We start from the raw sequence: 17625 nt of genomic DNA on the forward strand, positions 1-17625 counted from the left end.
GCACTTGACGAGCTCCCGCTGGCTGGGTGCCCGAACCGCACTTCACTCGTTTGGAGACGTTTTGATGCTTGACCGACCCATTCTTACGAATACGGACGCTCTCTATCCAGACGACCTGAAAACGCTTCGGTCGGTTTTCGACGCGCTGTGTGAGGAATTTGAGATTTCGTCGGACACTACCGCGGCAGAATCCATCGCGAGAGAGCTGGTCAGACTTTTCCAGACCGGGATGACGGAAGCGGCCATGCTGATGATTGCCGTGCGCGCACGTTGGCAGGGTGATTGGAAACTGGGAGGCAGCAGCGCTGCCCAGGCTTAACGGTCCCAACTCCATGGGCCTACTTTCCAAGACGCTTGAGCCGGTTGTACAGCGTGTCTTGTCTGGCGGAACAAGCTTTCGCCCCGAGAGTTGGGTTCGGCAGATGGTTTCCAACAGGCACGGCATGGCGTTCGACAGAGATGGACCGAAACTCGCGACCGGGTTGCTCGCGGCCTCATTGGCGGCGCTGGCGGCATACAACGCCATCCGCGCCAAACGTGCGATTGCCGGCCGGGCATGCGGACGTGTGATGGAGATCGATGGTCTGCGCCTGCATTTTATCGAAGCCGGAACCGGCATGCCGCTGCTTCTCCTGCATGGCAATGGATCCATGGCGGAGGATTTCAAGTCGAGCGGCATCTTCGATGAGGCGGCAAAGACCTATCGGGTGCTTGCATTTGATCGTCCCGGTTTTGGGCGAAGCTCACGGCCGCGCGGCCGGCGTTGGTCCGCTCGCGACCAAGCCGACCTTATACATGCCGCCGCCTGCGGGCTGGGTATAGAGAAATACCTCGTGCTTGGACATTCCTGGGGAGCTTGGATCGCCCTCGAATTGGCGCGCAGGCATTCTCCATCGGTCGCCGGCATCGTGCTGGTCTCGGGTTACTACTATCCGCCACCGCGGCTGGATCTTGCACTGGCCGCACTCCCTGCACTGCCTGTGATCGGCACCGCGTTTCGTCACACCTTGCTGCCGCCGCTTGTAAGGCTTGCTTGGCATTGGGCAATGGAGAAGATCTTTAAACCCGCCGTCGTCGCCGGCGAGTTCGCCGCACTTGCCAAAGATGTCGCCAGCCGCCCTTCCCAACTGCGGGCGGTTTCTCTGGAGACAGCATCGATGCTGGCCGCGTCCCTGTTGGGAAAAGCCAACTATAGGGACATTGCCGTGCCCACCGGCATCATGGCGGGATCCGGGGATCGTTTGTTCGACGCGCAACGCGATGCACGACGCTTGCACGCGGAAGTCGGTGGGTCTCTCCTCGAGGTGGTTCCGGGCGCCGGCCATATGGTTCATCAGAGCGCCCCGCAAGCAGTGGTCGGCATGGTGCACACTATTGCAGGGCGGCACGCCTTGTTCCAAGCGGGCCGTCGGCAGCGACCCAAGTCGCGTGCCGACGAGTTCAAGGTAGATCCGGCCTCGCGGGAGCCACCGGCGATAAGCGACGCCGCTTGCACGGAATGATCTCCAACGGGGCTTTCAAATGAGCGACCAACGTCCAGCCGACATGCAGTCGGTGCTCCACCAGAACATACAGGCGCTGGTCGAGCACAGGCGGCAGCAAGAGGAGCACCAAGGCGTTCAAGCGTGGGTCGCCGGCGCTGTTTCGCGCTTCGCGGGAAGCATGACTTTCGTCTATCTGCACCTTGCAATTCTTGTCGTCTGGGTCCTCGCAAACCTTGGCGAGATACCAGCCGTCCCAGCCTGGGACCCGACTTTCGTGATCCTGGCCATGGTCGCCTCGGTTGAGGCAATCTTCCTGTCTACCTTTGTGCTGATCAATCAGAACAGAATGGCCGCCCACAGCGAGCGCCGAGCCGAACTGGATTTGCAGATCAGCCTTCTAAACGAACATGAAACCACGCGGCTGATCGAGATGGTGGCTGCCTTGACGGCGCGTCTGAATATCTCGACCCCGGCCGACAAAGAGCTGCCGGAACTCGCCGAGAATGTCGATCCCCAAAAGGTGATGACGCAAATCCAGCAAGCTTCTGAAGATCAGGAGAACGCTTGATCAAAGCGACCTCGTCGGCGACGGTTCAGCGTCGGCTACAACCTGTAATTCAGCCTCATTGTCCAAGGCTGTCGAAGCAGCTAAGCCGGTGTCGGCCTTTTCCAGGGTGGCTTCCCGACGTCACAAGTCCGCCGCGCAATCGAGGCAGCGTAGAGCTTCGATAGCCAAAGGCTGCTGCGCGTCAGATGGAACCAAGTTGACGCCGAAATCGTATTAGCGGTGGCGGCTTGGGGAGATTCCGGGTGAGCGAAGGTGCTGTTCTGATCGTCGAAGATGAGACAATGATCCTGCTCGACCTCGAGTCAGCTTTGGAGGAGGCCGGCTTCCAGGTGGTCGGCACTCGGAGTGCCGCCGAGGCGCTGGCGGCTTTCGACCCCGATCCGACCAAGTTCAAGGCCGTGCTCACGGACATCCGTCTGGGAGCAGGACAGTCGGGGTGGGAGGTCGCTCGGCACTTGCGAAGGTCCAACTCGACCATCCCGGTTGTCTATATCAGTGGCGACAGCGCGGTACACTGGGGAGCGGAAGGTGTGCCCAACAGCATAATGATCACCAAGCCCTTTTTTCTGCCGCAGATCATAACTGCCGTTTCTCAACTTTTAAACGCGCAGCAAGGTGCAGAAACTCACCTCTAGGAATCGGACCGCGGCTCCACGAAACCACCGAACATTCTTTCTTCGGCCGATCGGCGCCGTCCGGCGTAAAGCGTTCGCGTCTGCTTGGGTCAAATGTCGGCGGCCTCAACCAGATGTCGACCTCAGCTCCTTTCCCTCGCCACCGGCTCGCATACACTCGGAAGCCCTCCCGAAAGCAGAGGCGCTCATTGGTTGAGCTTTCGGTCGAGTTCGTCAAGCAATGATCGATGCTCGCTGGGCATGTCCGCGTCTGTCGGCAGATCCAGCAACTGGCGAAGCTGGCGACGATTGGCGTCCGATGAAATCCACTCCCGTATGAGGCGGGCTATGACCTTTTGTTGTGCCTTGCCGATTTCTTCCATGTTAGATTCCGAGCTTGTCCGTTGGACGAACTCGGCGGCTCTTTGATGGTTCCCCGTCCTGTACACAAATCGAGGCACAATCTATGGGTTAATGCATGTCGCTCAAAAGTGGCCCTGGTTTTGAGACAACGACACGCCAGTGGATGTTTGCAGTCCCAGTCCGCTCGCCTAACGCTGCGCGTAGAGTGCAAATTTATACGTTCGATTTTACCCGAAGCGAGAGGCTCAGCCGCAAAATCTTGGCGCCATTTTCATCGCGCACTTCGATAAACAATTGCTGCCCGTCGACGCTCTTCAGTGACTCTCTCGTGAGGTCGACAAGGCCCTCGAATCCCGCGCGGCGGACCTCCTCGAGGCCAGCGCATTCGACACCTATTTCGTCCTCGAAGATGAGATCGCCATCGCCGCTGTCGAAGAAAAATCGTGCCATCGGAGAGCTTCCGTCACTGCTAATCTGCGGGGTTCCTTTGGTGCAGGTAGGTCGTGTCGAAATCTCCTGCGTGAGTGAGTCCAGCCCAGTCCAGTGCGTGAACTTTTGATCCCGAGGTGGCAATGAGGCCTCTGCGTCGTAGTTCCTGGAGCATCCGGTTGACGTGGACCGTGGACAAACCCAGTGCATCGCCAAGGGCCGCCTGTGTAATGGGGATATCCGCCACGTGATCCTCAATGCGCCCCATGGAGCGCAAGCGAAAAATCAGTTCGCACAGGATGTGAGCCATGCGGGTGTATGCCTCGCGTCTTCCCACATTGATGACCCACTCCCTGTAAATCGCGGCATCTATTAACGTCGACCGCCAAAAAGCGGTGGCGATGCGAGGGTGCTGGTCGCAAACGGCGCGCAGAGTGTCATGCCGCATGAAACCTATTCGCGCCGGCGTAAGGGTCGAGAAGTTACAATCCATGACCGACAGATGCAGCCCATGCAGATCAGGAATGTCGCCGGCGACGAAGAATGATGTGATTTGTCGCTTTCCTTCGCCCGTATGTTTGGTGGAACCGACCAAGCCATCAAGAACGATAAACGAGTAAACAGGACGGTCGCCCTCACGCACCAGATCGTGGTTGGCCAAATATTCCTTCTCCTGGATCGGAATGCCTTTCAGAACGCCGATGTCGGCCTCTCGAAGATCCGAGATGGTCTGAAGCTTGCGAATGAGTACATCCGAGGATGAGGTGGGGAACAAATTGACTACCTGGCTGATGTTGGTGATCGAACTATTATCCGCGCCAAAAGTTCCGACTGGCATGGGGACATGTGCGCGGCGGCAGAAGGCGCCGCCGTGCGGCATGGTCCCATGCCTGGAGCGTTTTGCCAGCGTCGAGCGTGGTTGAAGATCCCGGAATGATCGAAGCACCAGTTTTTAGGACAGCCATAGGTGAGCAAGGCAGCAATGCATTAACCTATGACATAGGCTCGGTTAGAAATTTTCCCGCTGGGCAGCCAGCCCCAGGAGTTCGCCGATCACGGCGCAGCTTTGACCCTGTCGCTCCGCCCATTTCAAGGGCTGCACCCGCAGCCCGTCCTGGAACTCTTTGATGCGCCGCCAGGAACGGGGTGGCTCCGCTGACGTTGTCTCAGTGGCAAGGTGAGATTTCAGTGAACAGGCATATTTCGCGGACGGATGTCGAACAAATCGATCACACGGATGACAGCGGGTTTGCGATAGAGCACGGCGGACCGCCATCCTCAGCAATCGCGGTAGCGCTGGCCCGTGGCCTGGAGACCAGTCGGGACAAGCACATCATCCATATAGCTCCCTCGGAACGCAGTGCCGAGGAGATCGCCGGCGCCTTGCGTCAGTTCCTGCCTGACGCGGATATCATCTTGCTGCCGTCCTGGGATTGTCTGCCCTACGACAGGGTATGGCCCACACGCGCCAATATGGGGCGAAGGCTTCGCGCGTTGCGTGAGATCGCAACGAAGCCGGATCGCCCGCGCATCGCTGTAATGTCGCTCGAAGCCATTCTGCAGCGGGTGCCGCCTGCTCCGGTCATCGCTGCCGGTTTCACAATTCTGGAGGTGGGACAAAAGCTCGACCGTGACGATTTCAGAACCAGGTCCGAAGCAATTGGCTATGTCGTCGACGAGAGGGTCGACGAACCGGGTGAGATAGCCTTTCGGGGCGATCCCATCGATATTTTTCCTGCTGGCGCGGACGGCCCCGTTCGCATCATCGTTGGTCCCGATGCCTGCATCCGCCAGCTCAAGACCTACGACCCGCTCAGTCAGCTCAGCGACCAGGTTCGAGACTCGATTACGGTCGGACCGGCATCCGAGCTGATCTTTAAAGCTGGTGAGCATCCTGAGCTGACAGCGATGCGCGCGACGTCGATGGAGGAGCGCCTGGTCGCATCGTATGGCGCTATGCCATCCGTCTTCGATGCGGCATCCAGCGCTTCGATCTCCTTCCTTGAAGGGACCGACGGGCAGCCGCTCGGCAGAATTCTGGATCTGGTCGAGGATGCACGTCGTGCCAGGCAGGAGGCAGCCGGAACGAAAAAACCTTTGCCGGGACGATTTTACCTATCCCGTGAAGAGTGGGACGCTGCTCTGCTTAACCGCTGCTGCCTGAGACTTGCCGTTTCTGCCGTGGGTGTTCCCAAATTCTTCCGCCAGGCCCGACCCGGGCATGATTTCGCGGAATTCGTCACAAGGCAGACGAGCGCCGGAGTCAGAGTAGTGTTCACCGGCGATGCCTCTGAATTGCAGCGAGCAGATCGCCTGCTCGATAGGAGACTAGGCCGGCGGGCAGAGGAAGCGGCCGACTTGCCGCAAATCCTTTCGGCCGCAAGGGGCTCTCTTCTCAAGGCTGAATTCGTCCTCGACGAAGGGTTTGTCGACGCGCAATCCAATATCGCCGTGGTGGCCGCATCCGACCTGTTTGGTCCCGCGTTGAAGGCGAACGGGAGCGCGACCACGGGCATACTCGAACCCGAGTTGCGCATTGGCGATGTCGTCGTCCATGAAGACCATGGCCTGGGCGTGCTCGCCGCGGTCGAACAGGTCGAGTTGGCTGGCCAGCAACAGGATGTCGTCAGACTGGAATATCATGGCGGGGCTTCCTTGCTGGTTCCGGTCGACGACTTTGGACGAATATGGCGCTACGGCTCGGAACCGGAGGCAGTGTCGCTTGATCGCCTCAAAGGCGAGGGCTGGCCGAAGCGACGCGAAGCTGCGTTGCGCGAGATCGACAGGCTGGCCAAGCGCCTCTTGAGTCTTGCCAAAATCAGGTCCAGCCAGCCTGCCGAGATCATGAAGCCCTCCCGCACGGACTTGGCCCGTTTTGCGGCGAGATTTCCCTATACGGAGACGCCCGACCAAGCGGCCGCCATCCGCGCTGTGCTCGATGATCTTTCGTCGGGAAGAACAATGAACCGGCTCGTCTGCGGCGATGTCGGCTTCGGCAAGACAGAGGTCGCCCTGCGTGCTTGCGCCGCCGCAGCTTTCTGCGGGAAACAGGTTGCTATCATAGCGCCGACAACGGTGTTGGCACGACAGCACTATGAGACGTTCAGCCGCCGCTTCGCAGGAACCGGCTTGCAGGTCGCCCACCTTTCAAGAATGGTCGGGGCAGCGGACGCGAGAGCGGCAAAAGAGGGTCTGCGGAGCGGCCAGGTTGCGGTCGTTGTGGGTACTCAGGCCCTGGCGTCCAAGAGCGTCACCTTCGCCAATCTTGGACTGCTGGTGATCGACGAGGAGCACCGGTTCGGGGTCAAGTTGAAGCGCGCGCTGCGGACCATGGCGCCTCGCCTCCATACGCTGAGCATGACCGCCACACCGATACCCCGGACGTTGCAATCGGCGTTGTCAGGCATCCAGGACGTCAGCGTTCTAAACTCTCCGCCCGCCAAAAGACGTCCCGTTCGCACGATCTTGGCAGCTTTCGATCCAGCATCGGTGCGCGCGGCCCTCCTGCGTGAATTTCACCGGGGTGGACAGAGCTTCTTCGTGGTCCCGCGAATCGAGGATATTGCCCCGGCCTGTGACCAACTGAACAGACTGGTGCCGGAACTCCGGGTCAAGACGGCGCATGGTGAAATGAAGGGGAGACAGCTGGACGAAGTCATGGTCGGATTCGCCGACGGTGATGGCGACATTTTGTTGAGCACCGACATCATCGAGAGCGGCCTCGATGTGCCGCGGGCCAACACCATCATCGTTTGGCGCCCCGACCGGTTCGGTCTGGCGCAGTTGCACCAGCTGCGGGGCCGGGTCGGAAGGGGGGCGGTGCAGGCCGTAGCGTTTCTTCTGACCCAACCTGGCGTTGAACTGGCCGACGGTACCAGGGCCCGGCTTTCGACGATGCTTGCGCTCGATCGGCTCGGCTCCGGCCTGGCAATCAGTCAAAGAGACCTCGACCTGCGTGGCGCCGGAGATCTTTTCGGCGAAGACCAGGCCGGGCATATGAAGCTGATCGGAGTGGGCTTGTACGAGCACTTGCTGGAGCGGGCGGTCTCGGCGGCTGGCGGAAGGCCCGACTTCGGCAAGCAACTTGCCGAGATCAATGGCTCGGGAAAGGGGGCTTTTCCCGAGAGCTATGTCGACGAGCCTACGGTGCGCGTTGGCCTCTATGCGCGGCTCTCCCGCATCCGTTCGGAGCCGGACCTCGATACATTCAGCGAAGAGCTCGAGGACCGCTTTGGAGACATGCCTGGCGAAGTAGCCCTTTTGCTGGAATTTACCAGGTTGCGAATAGCAGCGTCGGAATTGGGCGTCGGCAAAGTCGATGTGGGTCCCGAGGCCATCGCGATCACCCCTCGGAACAAGCCGTCGGCGTCCCGATGGCGGAACAGCAAGGCGTTGGGCCTGGACTACCGGATCGGCCGCCTGATTTTCAGGCCGATCCAGCCCAGCGTCTCAGGCATCGATGCGGTTCGCTTAGCGCTTGATGCCCTACGCGCAGCCCAGCCAAAGCACGAGATCTGACGAGCCTTTTGTCTCCTGGGGCCATCGGTGCGAATGGTGCACTGTGGGCGACCGTGCGTTCGCAGGGCAGCGTTCAAGGCATGGTTCCGGCTTGATGGGGTGTCATGGCGGCCATGTTTTCATTCAGGTGGGCCATGATCCAGATAGAGCCCAGAACCACCAGCGCGACGATCAGCACGCCGAAGGCCAGCGCCAGGATGTTGTTGGTGTTGTCCGGCCCGGTGGTCAGGTGCAGAAAGAAGACAAGATGCACGCCCATCTGCGCAACAGCGAGCACCACCAGGGCCGAGATGACCGCGGGCTGGTAAATCAGATCGGTTCGCGCCGCCAGGAATGATGCGATCGTGAGCAGGATGGCCAGCCCGAAGCCGAGCACATAGCCCGAGAGGCCCCCAGCCGTTTCGTGCTCGCTTATGTGTTCCTCGCCCGGCGCTGAATCGCGGCGGTCCTGCAACTCGCCGGTCTTGCTCTCGAACTCGGTCATGACGATGCTCCCAGCAGATAGACCAGGGTGAAGATGGCAACCCAGATGATGTCGAGGGCGTGCCAGAAGAGCCCGAAGCAGTGGAGCCGCCGCAAAATGTCGGGCCGAAAGCCCTTGACCCACAGCTGCGCCATCATCGTTCCCAGCCAGAGCAGGCCGAGACCGACGTGGGCACCGTGGCAGCCAACGAGCGCAAAGAAGGCAGAAAGAAATGCGCTGCGCGAGGGGCCTGCCTGCTCGCCGATCATTGCCGCGAACTCCTGTAGTTCCAGGAACAGGAACGCTGCCCCGAGCAACCCCGTGACGAGAAGCCAGAACTGCGTGGCAGCCATTGATCTGCGACGGGTGGCGAGTGTTGCCACGCCTCCGGTGAAGCTCGAAGTGAGCAGAAGGCCCGTCTGGACCGCAACCCGTGTCGGTTCGAACAGATCCTTGCCTGTCGGTCCGCCGGCGGTTGCCTTGGCGAGCACGGCGTAGGCGGCGAAAAATGCCGAGAACATGATGATGTCGGACAGGAGAAAGATCCAGAAGCCGTAGGTCACCGTGACGAACTTTGAGGCCGGGCCGCCTTCTCCGTGGCCCGTCGCAGAGCGCACCGCATGCCGACCGGTGTGATTAAGCCGATACGGGTCCCGTGCCTGGGTGCCGGCGCTGATGTCGCCGGAGAATGCGTGATCGCTCATGCCGGGCGCTCCCACCCGCGCAGCCGGGCAAACTGGGCTGCCTTGTGGTCATGGTCGATGCGGGCGACCTCGTCGACAGGGATCTCGTAGTCTCCATGATCGCGCCAGGCGAATACGACGAAGGTTGCGTATGCGCCGATGAAACCGACGATCGCCAGCCACCATATATGCCAGATCAGCGCGAAGCCGACCAGTGTGCTGAAGAAGGCGGTGACGAAGCCAGTCGGGCTGTTGCGAGGCATCTCGATCGGCTCATATGCCTTTTCCTTGTCCGCGCTCTGTTCGATCCCTCGTTGCTTGATGCTCCAGTAGGGTTCTTCGTCTTCCACGTGAGGCAGCCGTGCATAATTGAAGACAGGAGGAGGGGAAGATGTCGACCACTCCAGCGAACGCCCGTCCCACGGGTCGCCGGTTTTGTCGCGAAACTTGTCGCGATACCGGATCGAAACGAAAAGCTGTGTGATCTGCAGCGCCGCGCCGGCGATCATCACCACCACGCCGAAAGCGGCCACCACCAGCCACGGCGCCCAAAGGTCCATATCGATATGTTGCAGGCGCCGCGTCATGCCGAGCAGACCGACAATATAGAGCGGTACAAAGACCAGCATGTAGCCGGCCAAGGTGACCCAAAATGCCGCTTTTCCCCAGCCTTCGTGCAAACGGAAGCCGAACGCCTTGGGGAACCAGTAGGTAAAGCCGGCGAATGCTCCAAACAACACGCCCGAGATGATGACGTTATGGAAATGCGCGACGAGGAAAAGGGAATTGTGTAGCACGAAGTCGGCCGGCGGGACGGCAAGCAGGACGCCAGTCATGCCGCCGACGGTGAAGGTGGTCACGAAAGCCAGTGCCCAAAGCATCGGCGTGTCGAACCGAACGCGCCCGCCATACATGGTGAAGAGCCAGTTGTAGATTTTCACACCGGTTCCCACGGCAATGACCGACGTGGCGATGCCGAAGGCGGCATTAACGTCCGCTCCGGCACCCATGGTGAAGAAGTGATGCAGCCAGACCATGAACGAGACGATGCAGATGAACATCGTGGCCGCGACCATCGAACGGTATCCGAACAGCGGCTTCGATGAAAAAGTCGAGAAAATCTCGGAAAAGATTCCGAAGGCGGGAAGCACCAGGATGTATACTTCGGGATGGCCCCACGCCCAGATCAGGTTGACGAACATCATCTGATTTCCACCAGCTTCGTTGGTGAAGAAGTGGAAGCCGAGATACCGGTCCAGCGTCAGCATTGCGAGCGTGGCGGTAAGGATCGGGAAGGCTGCGACAATGAGCAGGTTGGACGCGAGCGAGGTCCAGCAGAACATCGGCATTCGTAGATAGCCCATTCCCGGCGCCCGCATCTTGAGGATGGTCGTCACCAGGTTGACGCCGGTGAGCAGCGTGCCGACGCCGGAGATCTGGATTGCCCACAGATAATAATCGACACCGACGCCTGGCGAGTAGGCGGTTTCCGACAAAGGGGCATAGGGCAGCCAGCCGGTGCGCGCGAATTCGCCGACCACAAGCGAGATGTTGACCAGCAGGGCTCCGGAAGCCGTCAGCCAGAAGCTGACGGAATTGAGCGTCGGAAAAGCGACATCGCGTACGCCAAGCTGCAGCGGCACGACGAAATTCATCAGGCCAATCATGAACGGCATCGCGGCGAAGAAGATCATGATCGTGCCGTGCGCGGAAAAGATCTGGTCGTAATGCTCCGGCGGGAGGTAGCCCGGCCCGTGAATCGCCAGCACCTGTTGTGTGCGCATCATGATAGCATCGATAAAACCACGAAGAAGCATGAGCATCGCCAGCACAATGTACATCACGCCGATGCGCTTGTGGTCGACCGAGCTTATCCACTCGCTCCACAGATATGGCCAGTACCCCTTCACCGTTATCCAGCCAAGCACGGCGGCTGCTGCCAGAAAGACGCCAAGGGCTGCGCCGAGGGGGATGGGTTGATCGAAAGGAACGGCCGACCAGTCGAGCTTGCCCAGCATCGTCATTCTGCGCCTTGTGGATGATGGGTCATCGTTGCCGCCGCCGCGGGTAATGCCCTTGGGCTCACCTGTGGCTCGCCGCTGGCTGCGCTCTCAGCAGGCCCCGGACCCGGTGGGAGCGTCTGCTGAACGACCGCTTCGAACAGCCCAGGCTGGACATGACCGAAGGAAGCCGGCGCCACATTTGTGCTTTGCCGGGCGAGTTCGCGATAGGCGTTGGCGTTGAGCACGCCGCCCCCGCCACGCAGCGATGACGCCCAGCGGGTGAAGGCATCGGCTGAAACCGCGCTCACACTGAAATTCATATCCGAGAAGCCGTCGCCGCTGAAGTGCGCCGACTGGCCGAAAAAGCTGCCCTCGCGGTCGGCCTGCAGATGCAATTCGGTCTGCATGCCGTTCATGACGTAGACCATGCTGCCAAGCTGGGGCACGAAGAACGTGTTCATCACGCTGGCCGAGGTCAACTTGAAACGCACTGGAACACCGGCGGGGATAACCAGTTGATTGATAGCGCCCACGCCCTGCTCGGGATAGAGGAACAGCCATTTCCAGTCGAGCGCCACCACCTGAATGTCGAGCGGCGGCTGGCTAGAAGGGATCGGTTTGCGCGGATCGAGCTGATACGATCCGTAGTAGATCAGACCGCCAATGAACAGGATGGTGAGCGTCGGGATCGACCAGACGATCAACTCCACGCGTCCCGAATAGGTGAACTCCGGGTTATAGCGGGCGTTGCTGTTCGAGGCGCGGAACTTCCAGGCGAATGCCAGAAGTGCAACAAGCGTGGGAACAACGATCACCAGCATCACCGCCAGCGAGTTCAAAAGGATCGTGCGATTACCGACACCAATTGGTCCTTGGGGATCGAGCACTCCCCCGCGCAACCGGGCAAGAATGCGCCTCCGACGATCCAGAGCAGTTGGCGTGTCAACTTAGGGCTGGATGGCAAGAACACCGGCTCTGCAATCTCTCTTTGCGGGAACGCGGGCTAGAGGCATGCGTTCGTCGGGTTTCCATCTGAGCCTCCCCATGGCGCGGAACCTCGCGGCACTTCGCAGGGTGTCGCCACCTGAGCGAGTGCCCCAACTGTCGCCGGCCGGGTTTGTTCCGCTGGACCGAGTTACTCTGTCCGATGGTCCCGCGTTGGCCAATCCACCATAATTTCAGAACGATGGCGGCTCGATTGGCCTAGCTATCGGCGACGCTGGCTCGCGCACGAATTTCAATTTCGGCGGGACGGCGAATACCCTGAATCGCTCAGCCAGGTTATCGAGAGCCTGCCGCATGCCCACTCCCGCAGCAGCCGCACCGTGTCCACTGATGACCATCTGGGGGCCCAAGGCAGCCAGATGCTTCACGGACCTTTCCGCTGCATCCCAGTCTGGCGTGAAATAGCGCGGCGGACCGTGCATCTCGAGATCCTGAATGGCGACTTCATAGACCGACTCCTGACCGGTGGTGATGAAAGCGTCTCCTACGATGAGCGAGCGGTCTTGCTCGCGCCAGAGCGAGATATGCCCAGGGGCATGTCCGGGTGTGTGCAGCCATTGCCATCCGGGCATTCCGGGGATCGATCCATCGGCGGGCAAGGGTTGCAAACGGCTGCCAAGATCGATTGGCCCGCGTGGAAAAAGCGGTGAAAGCAGCGCCATCAGTCCACCCCCAACCCAGGGATCCGGTGGCGGATAGGATGTGGTGCCGTCCAAATAGGGGTGCTCGAGTGGATGGGCGAAGACAGGCACGTCCCAGCCATTTGCGAGTTCTAGAACCGTTCCCACATGGTCGAAATGGCCATGGGTCAGGATGATTGCAGCCGGCCGTGCGTTGACGCCGAACCGCTTTTCCGCGGCCGCTAGAATGCTGCTGCGAGACGTCGGCAACCCGGTATCGATCAGCACCCAGTTCCGATCTCCGCTGCCCGGTTCGCCGAAGAACACGACATTGACGATTGCTAGCCGCAAGTAACCCAGGTCCGGTGCGATGCTCCAAGCGCCGTCGCCACGATCCTCCCGCCTGGCGTGGTCGATCTCGGAAAGTCGAATCTGAACGGTCATGTGATCCCATGCCTCTGTTGTTGCCGAGCAGCCGCTCGAGTGGATGACGGCGGCTGTACATCGCCCCGAACTTGGGACGGGCCTCCTTGTTCCTCATTTGCACGCGGCGCCCGGACAGTTCACCACCGGAACAAAGGCTCTACCAATGGGTTCGGCACTACCCGGCCACGCAAGGACGAGCTGGACTGAGCAACGAACATGGGGCGCGCCCGACCGAATTCGGTATTTCGCCAACGCGGTTCCCGGTCCGGACAAGGCGGCCGAGTTCGAAGCCGATTGCCCAAAGGAGACTTCGAAAAATGAGCGAAGTGGGACGCCAGACGGAGGCCTCGGTTCCGGAAGCTTCGCGCTTCGCCAGTTTTTTCATGGCAGGCTTTGAATGCTCCTCGCACCGGCGCAAGGACGGCGTTCGCCTCGATCTTATTCGTGCGACCTCGCATAATTTGCATGCCCTGGGCGACTACCGCGGCTGCGCCGAACTCGGCCTTCGCACGATCCGCGACGGCCTGCGTTGGCATTTGATCGAAACCGCTCCCGGAACCTATGACTGGTCAAGTTGGGCGCCAATGGTGGAGGCAGCCCGATCGGCAGGTGTTCAGGTAATCTGGGACATCTTTCACTACGGATCTCCGGACCATGTCGATCAGGGCTCGCTGCATTTCATCGACGCCTATGCCTCGTTCGCGGCAGAAGCCGTCAAGGTACACCGTTCGATCACCGGAACATCGCCTCTGTTGTGTCCCATCAACGAAATCTCCTTTTTCGCATGGGCTGTCGAGGTCGGCTATTTCCCGCGCGTGGGGCCGAACAAACGTGGATGGTTCAAGCGGCACCTCGTGAAGGCCGCCATCGCGGGTGTTCGTGCAATGCGGGAGATCGACCCCGCCTGCAGATTTGTGTGGGCCGAGCCGCTTATCCATATCGCCCCTCGTGACCGGACCCGCAGCGAACGGCGCCGGGCCGAAAACGCCCGACAGGGGCAGTTCGAAGCTTACGACATGTTGCTGGGCCGCGTCGAACCTGAGTTGGGCGGGAGCGAAGATGTTGTCGATGTCGTGGGCTTGAATTTTTATCCGCACAATCAATGGTACGTAAACGGGCCGACGATTCCGATGGGACACCACGAGTACCGCGCCCTGTCGGAAATGTTGCTAGAAGTTGCTCACCGGTACGGCAAGCCGATGTTCATTGCGGAGACCGGTTCCGAGGGATCCGGCGGGCCGGCTTGGCTCCACTATGTCTGCGACGAGGTGCGTTCCGCAATCAGTCTCGGAGCGCCGATCGAGGGTATTTGCCTGTACCCGATAACGGCCTACCCGGGCTGGGACAATTCGCGACATGCCGAGGTCGGTTTGTTTTCCGTCATCCAGGCTGATGGCAGGCGACACCTGCGCAAACCCACAGCAGATGAACTGGCCCGTCAGCAAGCTCTTCTCGTGGCGGACACGACACCTTGAAGAGGCCTAAAACGAGGGAGGGGCGGGCGAGCGTCTGTCTCGAAACGCCGCCCGCGCCGGTGCGGTGCATCAGCTTTTTGCAGTCGCCCCAGCCTCGCGCAGCCTGGCATATCGCATGGTAACGTCGCTCAGATTTTCCTTGAGCCAGTTGGCCATGGCTTCCTCTTCGTTCAGGTTCTGCTTGAGGGCCCTTTCAGCATCCTGGAAGCCCCCGGCGTCGGCCAGTACCAGCAGCGAATTGTAGGCAGCGATCTCGTAGTTCTCGAATGCGAAATTCGCCAGGCTGTTCTTGATGATCTCGTCGCCGGCCATCGAATGTCCAATGGCGGCCACGCTGCCAACCATCGACAAGGCGGTGTCCTTGAGGGTGGAGTGCTCTTCGCCAAGGCCCTCCAGGACGGACTCGAGTCTCGTGATCTGGCCTTCGGTTTCCTGAATGTGCCGGCGCAAGCGATCGGCCACCTCCGGATAGTTCTCTATACGCTCGACCTGAGGTTTCATGATCGACAGCGCTTGATTTTCCATGGCGTGCGCGTTGCGCAAGCCGACGATAAATATCTCACGGCTTTCCGAGTTGAAGTTTGTATCCATCGAGTTTCTCCTTCTGATACCCGCCCGATCTTCCGTCTTGAAAGAAGCTATCTTCTCGGCTCGGCCAACAACGGCTCGTCCGTGCGCGCCCAGGCCGGGAGGCTTTTTTGGATGCGCGAGAAAGTGGCCAGAGCCTGTCCGACTACCTGGTCCATGTTGTAATAGCGGTAAGTTGCAAGCCGACCGACAAACCAGACGTCTGGGCAGCTTGCCGCGAGCGCTTCATAGCGCTTGTAGAGCACTTCGTTTTCGGGCCGGGGCACGGGATAGTACGGGTCCCCGATGTCCGTGGGGTATTCGTAGGTCAGGCTGGTCCGCGAACTCTGCTGGCCGGTCAGATGTTTGTACTCGGTAATGCGCGTGTAATCTTCCGTCTGGGGATAATTGACCACGGCAACCGGCTGAAATTGCTCGCAATCCAGTGTAACGTGCTCGAAACGAAGCGAACGGTACGGAAGGTGCCCGAGCTGCCAGCCGAAATATTCATCGATCGGGCCGGTATAAACCATGCGCCTGAACGGTATCTTCTCACGAATTTCACGGAAGTCGGTCTGCAGCATGATCTTGATGTTTGGATGATCGAGCATGCGTTCGAACATCCGCGTGTACCCGCCGGCCGGCATTTTCTGGAAGCTGTCGCTGAAATAGCGGTCGTCACGGTTGGTCCTGGTCGGCACTCGTGCCGTGACGGATTTGCTCAGCTGACTGGGATCGACGCCCCATTGCTTTCTTGTGTAGCCGCGGAAGAATTTTTCATAGAGCTCGCGCCCCACGGTGCTGACGACGACGTCCTCAGCCGTTCGGACATCCTCCACCGTTTCGCGTCGCGACGCGAAGAAATCCTCCAGCTGTGCCGAGGTCAGGTCTAGCCCGTAAAGCCGGTTGATGGTGTCGAGATTGATCGGGATGGGAACCAGTTGCCCGTCCACGGCCGCCAACACCCTGTGCTCGTACGGCCGCCATTGCGTGAACTGCGAAAGGTGGTCCACGATCGTTTGGCTGTTGGTGTGGAAGATGTGCGGGCCGTAGCGATGGATGAGGATGCCGGCTTCATTGTAGCAGTCGTAGGCGTTGCCTCCCACATGGCTGCGGCGATCGATCAGCAAAACGCTTTCCTGACGCTGCGACGCTATCCGTTCGGCAAGCACACTGCCGGCGAAACCCGCGCCGACGATCAGCCAATCGAACATGGCTATGCACTCCTGCGAAGGGGCACGACCTTCTTGCGTTGGTAGGCGCGCTCAATGTGAGCTGCCATGGCATTCCATGTCCGTTCCCAGGACATGTCCGCAAGGTAGGCATCGACTTGCTGCAGGAGCATCTGACGCGGTCGCGAAAGAACGGAGCGCAGCTTGACTTCCAGATCGTCACAGTCGGCGATTTCCACCAGCCCGGCAGCACCGTAACTGCGCACCACGTCGACGATTGCCGTCGAGATCACCGGCAGACCCGCCGCGAGAAATTCCGGCGTCTTGGTCGGGCTGATGAAACGCGTCGCCTCGTTGAGGGCAAACGGCATCCATCCGGCGTCCCAATGGCGCAGATAGTCGGGCAGATCGCAGTAGGCTTTCGGGCCAAGCCAATGCAGGTTTTCGGCTTGCGGCAGGCTTGCAGGGTCGATCTTGACGACCGGACCGAGCATTACGAAATGCACGTCCGGCATTGTCTTTGCCGCTAGCGCGACGAGATCGACGTCAAGCCGCTCGTCGATGACGCCGAAATATCCAACCCTCGGGGAAGGAATGCCCGCCTGGTCGGCTGGGTCCCTTCCTGGCCGTCTTGCGGTGTGAAAGTGCCTCACATCGATGCTGCTCGGAAATGGAAAGATGGCGGGATGGAGGTGACGCTTGGTCTCGAACAAGCTTAGACCACCGGTGAAAACCAGATCCGCGCGGCGCAGAAGCGCCTTTTCCATCTGGCCCAGCTCGGGGGGCGCATTCCTGAACGCAGAGAGTTCGTCCATGCAGTCATAGACGCATATGTCTGGGTCGAGGAATTCCGTAAAGCGGAGAGCCATTGGGGTGTAGTACCAGGCGATCAGCCGGCTATGCGGCATAGAAGCGATGGTCTGCTGCACAAATCTCCGCTGGACGGCATCTGCTTTCGCGGCCGACGTGCCAAGCGGCAGCACTGGTGTGACAATCAGAATGTTTTCCGATGCCACGCTCGTCCGCATCAGCGGCTGCGGCAATTCTTCGAAAACGGGTTCTTCAAAGTAGACCACTCTCTGCTGAGCGGATGCGAGAGTGAGGAGATGCTGCGGACGCTGGTGAACAAAATTCCATCGTAAGTGGGAGAAGCAAACCAGTATATTTTCGCGACGAACATATTGACTGCCGGTTACCCCGCCAAAGGCCGCTTCCATTGACATACTCCCTCTGTG

17 protein-coding genes are annotated in these 17625 nt (G+C 60.0%); 6 read left to right on the forward strand and 11 right to left on the reverse strand.

The genetic code is table 11. The features are described from left to right. Positions 1 to 64: 64 nt before the first annotated feature. The 4 genes from NL532_RS12375 to NL532_RS12390 all read left to right on the forward strand — a co-directional run bounded on the left by NL532_RS12375 (position 65) and on the right by NL532_RS12390 (position 2687). The gene (locus NL532_RS12375) at positions 65 to 319 is read left to right on the forward strand and encodes a hypothetical protein (protein ID WP_023696347.1); all 255 of its coding nucleotides are present in this window, start codon (positions 65 to 67) and stop codon (positions 317 to 319) included. A 13-nt stretch (positions 320 to 332) separates the two neighbouring features. After that, positions 333 to 1502, forward strand: a complete 1170-nt coding sequence (locus tag NL532_RS12380; RefSeq protein ID WP_245261362.1) for an alpha/beta fold hydrolase — start codon at positions 333 to 335, stop codon at positions 1500 to 1502. Between the two features lie 19 nt (positions 1503 to 1521). Next, positions 1522 to 2052 carry a DUF1003 domain-containing protein gene (locus tag NL532_RS12385; RefSeq protein WP_023829142.1) on the forward strand — a complete coding sequence of 177 codons (531 nt, stop codon included), beginning with the start codon at positions 1522 to 1524 and terminating at the stop codon, positions 2050 to 2052. Between the two features lie 242 nt (positions 2053 to 2294). Next, positions 2295 to 2687, forward strand: coding sequence for a response regulator (locus NL532_RS12390; protein ID WP_023687818.1), 393 nt, complete (start codon positions 2295 to 2297; stop codon positions 2685 to 2687). Between the two features lie 185 nt (positions 2688 to 2872). On the opposite strand, the gene NL532_RS12395 is transcribed toward NL532_RS12390, so the two are convergent. The 3 genes from NL532_RS12395 to NL532_RS12405 form a co-directional block, all read right to left on the reverse strand. Then, positions 2873 to 3049: a hypothetical protein gene (locus NL532_RS12395; protein ID WP_023687819.1), complete on the reverse strand. Its 177-nt coding sequence runs from the start codon at positions 3047 to 3049 to the stop codon at positions 2873 to 2875. A 193-nt stretch (positions 3050 to 3242) separates the two neighbouring features. Beyond that, the gene (locus tag NL532_RS12400) at positions 3243 to 3479 is read right to left on the reverse strand and encodes a DUF6894 family protein (protein ID WP_023668023.1); all 237 of its coding nucleotides are present in this window, start codon (positions 3477 to 3479) and stop codon (positions 3243 to 3245) included. A 19-nt stretch (positions 3480 to 3498) separates the two neighbouring features. Further along, complete coding sequence (locus NL532_RS12405) at positions 3499 to 4338, reverse strand: Crp/Fnr family transcriptional regulator (RefSeq protein ID WP_245264476.1); 840 nt, start codon at positions 4336 to 4338, stop codon at positions 3499 to 3501. Positions 4339 to 4646: 308 nt separating this feature from the next. Here NL532_RS12405 and NL532_RS12410 point away from each other — a divergent pair, with 308 nt between their 5' ends. Next, positions 4647 to 7976 carry a DEAD/DEAH box helicase gene (locus NL532_RS12410; RefSeq protein WP_023829144.1) on the forward strand — a complete coding sequence of 1110 codons (3330 nt, stop codon included), beginning with the start codon at positions 4647 to 4649 and terminating at the stop codon, positions 7974 to 7976. Between the two features lie 73 nt (positions 7977 to 8049). On the opposite strand, the gene cyoD is transcribed toward NL532_RS12410, so the two are convergent. The 5 genes from cyoD to NL532_RS12435 form a co-directional block, all read right to left on the reverse strand. Then, positions 8050 to 8460, reverse strand: a complete 411-nt coding sequence (cyoD, locus tag NL532_RS12415) for a cytochrome o ubiquinol oxidase subunit IV (protein WP_023668026.1) — start codon at positions 8458 to 8460, stop codon at positions 8050 to 8052. Continuing rightward, the gene (locus tag NL532_RS12420; RefSeq protein ID WP_023681134.1) at positions 8457 to 9143 is read right to left on the reverse strand and encodes a cytochrome (ubi)quinol oxidase subunit III; all 687 of its coding nucleotides are present in this window, start codon (positions 9141 to 9143) and stop codon (positions 8457 to 8459) included. Before NL532_RS12420 ends, cyoD begins: the two co-directional genes overlap by 4 nt. Beyond that, entirely contained in the window at positions 9140 to 11140 is a 2001-nt protein-coding gene (gene cyoB / locus NL532_RS12425; protein WP_032900102.1) for a cytochrome o ubiquinol oxidase subunit I, read from the reverse strand. The genes NL532_RS12420 and cyoB overlap by 4 nt, the downstream gene beginning before the upstream one ends. Before the next feature lie 2 nt (positions 11141 to 11142). Then, positions 11143 to 12012 (reverse strand): ubiquinol oxidase subunit II, encoded by an 870-nt coding sequence (gene cyoA, locus NL532_RS12430; protein WP_245270288.1) that lies wholly within the window; start codon positions 12010 to 12012, stop codon positions 11143 to 11145. 291 nt (positions 12013 to 12303) lie between these two features. Further along, on the reverse strand, positions 12304 to 13194 hold the full coding sequence (locus tag NL532_RS12435) for an MBL fold metallo-hydrolase (RefSeq protein ID WP_023729507.1): 891 nt from the start codon (positions 13192 to 13194) through the stop codon (positions 12304 to 12306). A gap of 299 nt (positions 13195 to 13493) precedes the next feature. On the opposite strand from NL532_RS12435, the gene NL532_RS12440 reads away from it, so the two are divergent. Next, a complete protein-coding gene (locus NL532_RS12440) occupies positions 13494 to 14651 on the forward strand; it encodes a hypothetical protein (RefSeq protein WP_023691420.1) in 1158 nt (385 codons plus the stop codon). 69 nt (positions 14652 to 14720) lie between these two features. On the opposite strand, the gene NL532_RS12445 is transcribed toward NL532_RS12440, so the two are convergent. The 3 genes from NL532_RS12445 to NL532_RS12455 are packed head-to-tail and all read right to left on the reverse strand — an operon-like array spanning position 14721 to position 17607. Then, complete coding sequence (locus tag NL532_RS12445) at positions 14721 to 15242, reverse strand: ferritin-like domain-containing protein (RefSeq protein WP_023687824.1); 522 nt, start codon at positions 15240 to 15242, stop codon at positions 14721 to 14723. A gap of 47 nt (positions 15243 to 15289) precedes the next feature. Further along, positions 15290 to 16432, reverse strand: coding sequence for a UDP-galactopyranose mutase (gene glf / locus NL532_RS12450; RefSeq protein ID WP_023668033.1), 1143 nt, complete (start codon positions 16430 to 16432; stop codon positions 15290 to 15292). Between the two features lie 2 nt (positions 16433 to 16434). Next, positions 16435 to 17607, reverse strand: coding sequence for a glycosyltransferase family protein (locus NL532_RS12455; RefSeq protein ID WP_023687825.1), 1173 nt, complete (start codon positions 17605 to 17607; stop codon positions 16435 to 16437). Positions 17608 to 17625 lie beyond the last annotated feature (18 nt).

The organism is Mesorhizobium sp. C120A (assembly GCF_030323105.1).
In the GTDB taxonomy this organism is placed as follows: domain Bacteria; phylum Pseudomonadota; class Alphaproteobacteria; order Rhizobiales; family Rhizobiaceae; genus Mesorhizobium.

What these genes read in the sequence shown, in the direction of transcription:
- NL532_RS12375 (WP_023696347.1), top strand. Translation starts at nt 65, where the DNA reads ATGCTTGACCGACCCATTCTTACGAATACGGACGCTCTCTATCCAGAC.
- NL532_RS12380 (WP_245261362.1), top strand. Translation starts at nt 333, where the DNA reads ATGGGCCTACTTTCCAAGACGCTTGAGCCGGTTGTACAGCGTGTCTTG.
- NL532_RS12385 (WP_023829142.1), top strand. Translation starts at nt 1,522, where the DNA reads ATGAGCGACCAACGTCCAGCCGACATGCAGTCGGTGCTCCACCAGAAC.
- NL532_RS12395 (WP_023687819.1), bottom strand. Translation starts at nt 3,049, where the DNA reads ATGGAAGAAATCGGCAAGGCACAACAAAAGGTCATAGCCCGCCTCATA.
- NL532_RS12400 (WP_023668023.1), bottom strand. Translation starts at nt 3,479, where the DNA reads ATGGCACGATTTTTCTTCGACAGCGGCGATGGCGATCTCATCTTCGAG.
- NL532_RS12405 (WP_245264476.1), bottom strand. Translation starts at nt 4,338, where the DNA reads ATGCCGCACGGCGGCGCCTTCTGCCGCCGCGCACATGTCCCCATGCCA.
- cyoD (WP_023668026.1), bottom strand. Translation starts at nt 8,460, where the DNA reads ATGACCGAGTTCGAGAGCAAGACCGGCGAGTTGCAGGACCGCCGCGAT.
- NL532_RS12420 (WP_023681134.1), bottom strand. Translation starts at nt 9,143, where the DNA reads ATGAGCGATCACGCATTCTCCGGCGACATCAGCGCCGGCACCCAGGCA.
- cyoB (WP_032900102.1), bottom strand. Translation starts at nt 11,140, where the DNA reads ATGCTGGGCAAGCTCGACTGGTCGGCCGTTCCTTTCGATCAACCCATC.
- NL532_RS12435 (WP_023729507.1), bottom strand. Translation starts at nt 13,194, where the DNA reads ATGACCGTTCAGATTCGACTTTCCGAGATCGACCACGCCAGGCGGGAG.
- NL532_RS12440 (WP_023691420.1), top strand. Translation starts at nt 13,494, where the DNA reads ATGAGCGAAGTGGGACGCCAGACGGAGGCCTCGGTTCCGGAAGCTTCG.
- NL532_RS12445 (WP_023687824.1), bottom strand. Translation starts at nt 15,242, where the DNA reads ATGGATACAAACTTCAACTCGGAAAGCCGTGAGATATTTATCGTCGGC.
- glf (WP_023668033.1), bottom strand. Translation starts at nt 16,432, where the DNA reads ATGTTCGATTGGCTGATCGTCGGCGCGGGTTTCGCCGGCAGTGTGCTT.
- NL532_RS12455 (WP_023687825.1), bottom strand. Translation starts at nt 17,607, where the DNA reads ATGGAAGCGGCCTTTGGCGGGGTAACCGGCAGTCAATATGTTCGTCGC.